The organism is Streptomyces sp. NPDC060205, assembly GCF_042728395.1.
In the GTDB taxonomy this organism is placed as follows: domain Bacteria; phylum Actinomycetota; class Actinomycetes; order Streptomycetales; family Streptomycetaceae; genus Streptomyces.
In genome coordinates, this window is sequence record NZ_JBHWZP010000526.1 from 1 (window position 1) to 4,355 (window position 4,355).

Genomic DNA, 4,355 nt, shown 5'->3' on the forward strand with positions numbered 1-4,355 from the left:
GTTGCGGTCTACCGTAGCGGGGCCCATGTCAAATTAAACCGGCTCCCGGGTGCGGCCAGCACCCGGACGGGTGCGGCCCTCACGATGACGGGTGACTCTCGGACGCCCGGGGGCGTCGGGGCCCTCAGCGGTGGTGAGGGGACGTCAGGTAGTGCTGTCGCAGGAGCTCCTTCCCGTAGTCGTTGCCGTTCGGGGTGCGGATGACGGAGTGGACGTGCATCTGGGTGGCACCGCTGCCCTGCGAGGCGCCGTACGCGCCCGCGAGCGGGCCGGGGGCCTGGCAGTCGACCTCGACCCAGACGACCGGGCTGTGCACCCGGACGTAGAAGGCCGAGTCGTCCTCGATGCCGCCCGCCCAGGTGACGTGGGTGTCGTTCAAGTGGGCCCGCACTTCGGCGAGTCGGGCCTTGGCGACGTCGGCCTTGGCCCGGCCCGTGAAGGCCTCGACGATGCCGAGGAGCTTGCGCTTCTGGGCGGCGGTGAGGGCCGAGCCGCGGATGCCGGTGTACTCCTGGACGGTGTTGTCGGCGAAGGCGCCCGCCTTCATGGACTCGTTCGACTTGGCCGTGGACTCGACCGCGACCGTCCGCTGTTCCTCGGTGAGGGAGTTGATGAAGGCGAGGCTCGCTGTGACCTCCTCCTTGCACACGGAGACGGTCGTGCCGTCGATCTCGATCTCGGTCGGCTCCGAGCCCCAGAAGCAGGGGCTCATGACGACCTGGTCGCCGAGCACGAAGTAGTTGATGACCAGGTGGTGCCCGTCGAACTGGAAGCCCCAGGGTTCGGTGGCGGACGGCGTGCCGAGCACCGTGTAGTAGAAGGCCTCCTCGTTGAAGGAGTCCGTGTTGTCGATCGCCTCCCCCGCGGCCTGGTTGATCCTGCGGATCTTCTCCGTGGTCTCCAGGCCGTCGGCGCTGAGCGCCGACTTCAGCAGGGCCTTGCCGAGGGCCTGCTGTTCGTCGGAGAGGTCGGCGATCGAGACGCCCTGGCGGTCGTACGCGTCGACGTTGCTCCACAGCCGCCACTCGGTGGAGTGGACGGTGAACTGCGTCGACGACTTCTGCGTATCGCTCAGCTGGGCCAGGAAGGCGTTGGCCGCGGCGATCACCGGGGCGGTCGTGACGCCCTCGGAGTGGACCGTGAAGAGGTCGTCGATCCTCTTGCCGTCGGTGGTGAGGCCGAAGAAGTCCTCGGTGATGGACTGGTTGCCGGGGCCTCCGGCTCCGCCCGGACCTCCGCTCGGGGCACCGGTGGGGGCGCCGGTGGCGGTGCCGCTCGGGGTGGCCGCGGCGGTCGCGTCGGTCTCGTCCGCGGCCAGGGCGGCCCAGGCGCCGGCGCCGCCCATCGTCGCGACGGCGGTGGCGCCGCCGGCGAAGAAGACCTTGCGCATGAAGTTGCGTCGGCTCGCGTGAGCCTGACGGCCTGTCTGCGGCTCCCGCGCCGCGGGTTCCCCGGTGTGCGGCCCGGTCATCGCGACCGATGCGTTCTCCTCCACGGTCCAGCCCCTCTCCGTCATGGACCTGCCCCTGCCGGACGGCCACGTGACACGACGGTGGGACGACAACCTGAGGCTCAGCTGAAGTGAGTGAGGGGGGCGGGTCCGGGCGCGTGGGGGCTGCCCGCACCGCCCAGGGGCGCGAGGAACTGCGCGACCAGCCACAACGGACCCGCACCACTCAAGGGGCGCGGGGAACTGCGCGACCAGCCACAACGAACCCGCACCCTTCAGGGGCGCGGGGAACTGCGCGACCAGCCACAGTGGGCCCGCACCTCTCAGCGGTGGCGCGGATGCGCGGATGCGCGGACGCACGGCTCCGGCTCAGGTGGGGCACAGGGAGTTCCCAGGCGAATGGGACAGCATCACCACATGTCTGGCACCCGGAACGAGCCTGTACGCGTACTGATCGTCGACGACGAACCAGGTCTGACCGAACTGCTCTGCGCGGCAGTCACGGAGGCAGGCTGGCGCCCTTACCCCGCCGCGGACGGCCACTCCGCGCTGCGCATGGCCCGCGCCCGCGCCCCGCACGCCGTCGTCCTCGACGGCATGCTCCCCGACCTGGACGGCATCCAGGTCCTGCGCCGGCTGCGCCAGGAGAACCCGAAGCTGCCCGTCCTGATGCTCACCGCGCGCGACGCGCTGGAACACCGTATCGACGGCCTCGCCTCCGGCGCCGACGACTACGTGACGAAGCCCTTCTCCCTGGAGGAGGTCGTGCTGCGGCTGCGCGGACTGCTGCGGCGCGCCGGCGCCGAGCACGCCGGGCCCGGCGGTTCGGTGCTGGCCCTCGGGGACCTGGTACTGACCGGGGAGACCCGGGAGGTGCACCGCGACGGTACGCGCGTCCAGCTCACCGCCAAGGAGTTCGACCTTCTCAGCCTGTTGCTGAGCCACCCGCGCCAGGTGCTGAGCAAGACACAGATACTCGACCGTGTGTGGAGCAGCTGCTTCGACGGCGGAGGGAACCTCGTCGAGGTCTACATCTCCAGCCTCCGCCGCAAGATCGACAAGGGGCGGACGCCGATGATCCACACCGTTCGGGGCGTCGGGTACGCCATCAGACCGCCGGGGGACGGCAGATGAGGCCGCGCCTGCCGGAGCGGCGTTCCCTGCGCACCCGTCTCCTGCTCTTCATCGGCGTCACCCTGGTCGTCGTCTGCGCGGCGATGGCGCTCACCACCGTCCTCGCCCAGCGTGCCTATCTGATGGGCAATCTCGACCAGCGCGTCACCGACGCCGCCGAACGCAGCCAGGGCGGACTGCAGCGCCGCACGGGCGACGACACGGACCTCGGCTTCCTCAACGAACGCGGACAGGCGGTCGGCACGCTCGCCGCCCGCTTCGCTGCCGATGCCGACACCGCTGCCGCTGTGCATGCGGATGCGGATGCGGATGGGACCGGGCAGGTCATCGCGGCCCAGGTGGTCACGGACGACGGTACGCAGCGGACCCTCACCGCCGCCCAGCGCGCCGCCCTGGACGGCATCGCCACCGACGGCTCCCTGCACACCCGTACGATCCCCGGCCTCGGCACCTACCGCGTGACCGCCATCGCGGGCGACGGCGTGCCCGTACTGACCGGGCTCCCGATGGACGACGTACAGGACATGATCGGCGGTCTGGTCCTGATCGAGGCCGTGGCGGGCGCTCTCGGCCTGGCCGCCGCGGGTGTGGTCTGCGCCGTGGTGATACGCCGTCAGCTGCGGCCGCTCGGGCGGGTGGCCGCCACCGCCGTCGAGGTCTCGCGGGTCCCGCTGGGCCGGGGCGCGGTCACCGGCCTCACCCGGGTACGCGAACGGGACACCTACCCCGGCAGCGAGGCCGGGCAGGTCGGCGCCGCGCTCAACCGCATGATCGACCATGTGGAGTCCTCGCTCGCCGAACGCCAGCGCGGCGAGGAACGCATGCGCCGCTTCCTCGCGGACGCCAGCCATGAACTCCGTACACCGCTCGCGTCCATCGCCGGGTACGCGGAGCTGATGAACCGCGGCACCCAGCGGATCGAGCCCGCGCTGGCCTGGCGGCGGATCTCCGCCGAATCGGCGCGCATGACGGGCCTCGTGGAGGACCTGCTGCTGCTCGCCCGGCTCGACGAGGGGCGCCCGCTCCAGTCGGCCGAGGTGGACCTCGCGGCGCTGGTCGCCGAAGCGGTGTGGGACGCGCGGGCGGCGGGCGGCGACCACGACTGGCAGCTGGCGCTGCTCCTCGACACCCCCGCGCTCGTCCTGGGCGACGAGGCCCGCCTCCATCAGGTGGTGGCCAACCTGCTGGCCAACGCGCGCGTGCACACGCCCGCGGGCACGACGGTCGTCGTCTCGGTGGAGGCTACGGAGGCCCACTGCGTGATCCGCGTCCGCGACGACGGGCCCGGCATCCCCCCGCACCTGCTGCCCGCGGTCTTCGAACGCTTCACGAGGGGCGACAGCTCCCGTTCCCGGGGCACCCCCGCCGACGGCGGCTCCGGGCTGGGCCTGGCGATCGTCGCGGCCATCGCGGCGGCGCACGGCGGCCGTACGGACGTGCGGAGCGTTCCGGGCCGCACGGAGTTCGCCCTCACCCTGCCGCCGTCCCATGTGTCTTCGGAGGCACCCTCGGCGACGCCTTCCGTGGCGCCGGCCTCGGGTGTGCCCCGGCCCGGTCTGCGCCGAGGGGCCCCTGCGTCCGGCCCGCGCTGACCACCGGGCAGGACCCGGGGCCCGCCGCGGCCCGGCCCGGGATCCGCGGGTCACGGGTCCTGTGCGGGTGCGTGGGGGCCGGTCGCGCAGTTCCCCGCGCCCCTCGAAGGCGGGGCTGCGTCCCGGCCTTCGCCTCTCAGGGGTGCGGCAAGCGCGGAGGGCCGCACCCCGTCGTGCGG

At 72.5% G+C, this 4,355-nt stretch carries 3 protein-coding genes; 2 read left to right on the forward strand and 1 reads right to left on the reverse strand.

Annotation, left to right across the window (positions count from 1 at the left end):
• Positions 1 to 124: 124 nt before the first annotated feature.
• On the reverse strand, positions 125 to 1,471 hold the full coding sequence (locus tag ACFWGJ_RS42360; protein ID WP_387334296.1) for a DUF3500 domain-containing protein: 1,347 nt from the start codon (positions 1,469 to 1,471) through the stop codon (positions 125 to 127).
• Between the two features lie 396 nt (positions 1,472 to 1,867).
• Between ACFWGJ_RS42360 and ACFWGJ_RS42365 the strand changes: the two genes are divergently transcribed.
• Positions 1,868 to 2,584 (forward strand): response regulator transcription factor, encoded by a 717-nt coding sequence (locus ACFWGJ_RS42365; RefSeq protein ID WP_387334294.1) that lies wholly within the window; start codon positions 1,868 to 1,870, stop codon positions 2,582 to 2,584.
• A complete protein-coding gene (locus tag ACFWGJ_RS42370) occupies positions 2,581 to 4,176 on the forward strand; it encodes a sensor histidine kinase (RefSeq protein ID WP_387334295.1) in 1,596 nt (531 codons plus the stop codon). Before ACFWGJ_RS42365 ends, ACFWGJ_RS42370 begins: the two co-directional genes overlap by 4 nt.
• The last annotated feature ends 179 nt before the right edge of the window (positions 4,177 to 4,355 follow it).

Coding starts and splice junctions, on each gene's coding strand:
- ACFWGJ_RS42365 (WP_387334294.1), top strand. CDS start 1,868: ATGTCTGGCACCCGGAACGAGCCTGTACGCGTACTGATCGTCGACGAC.
- ACFWGJ_RS42370 (WP_387334295.1), top strand. CDS start 2,581: ATGAGGCCGCGCCTGCCGGAGCGGCGTTCCCTGCGCACCCGTCTCCTG.
- ACFWGJ_RS42360 (WP_387334296.1), bottom strand. CDS start 1,471: ATGACCGGGCCGCACACCGGGGAACCCGCGGCGCGGGAGCCGCAGACA.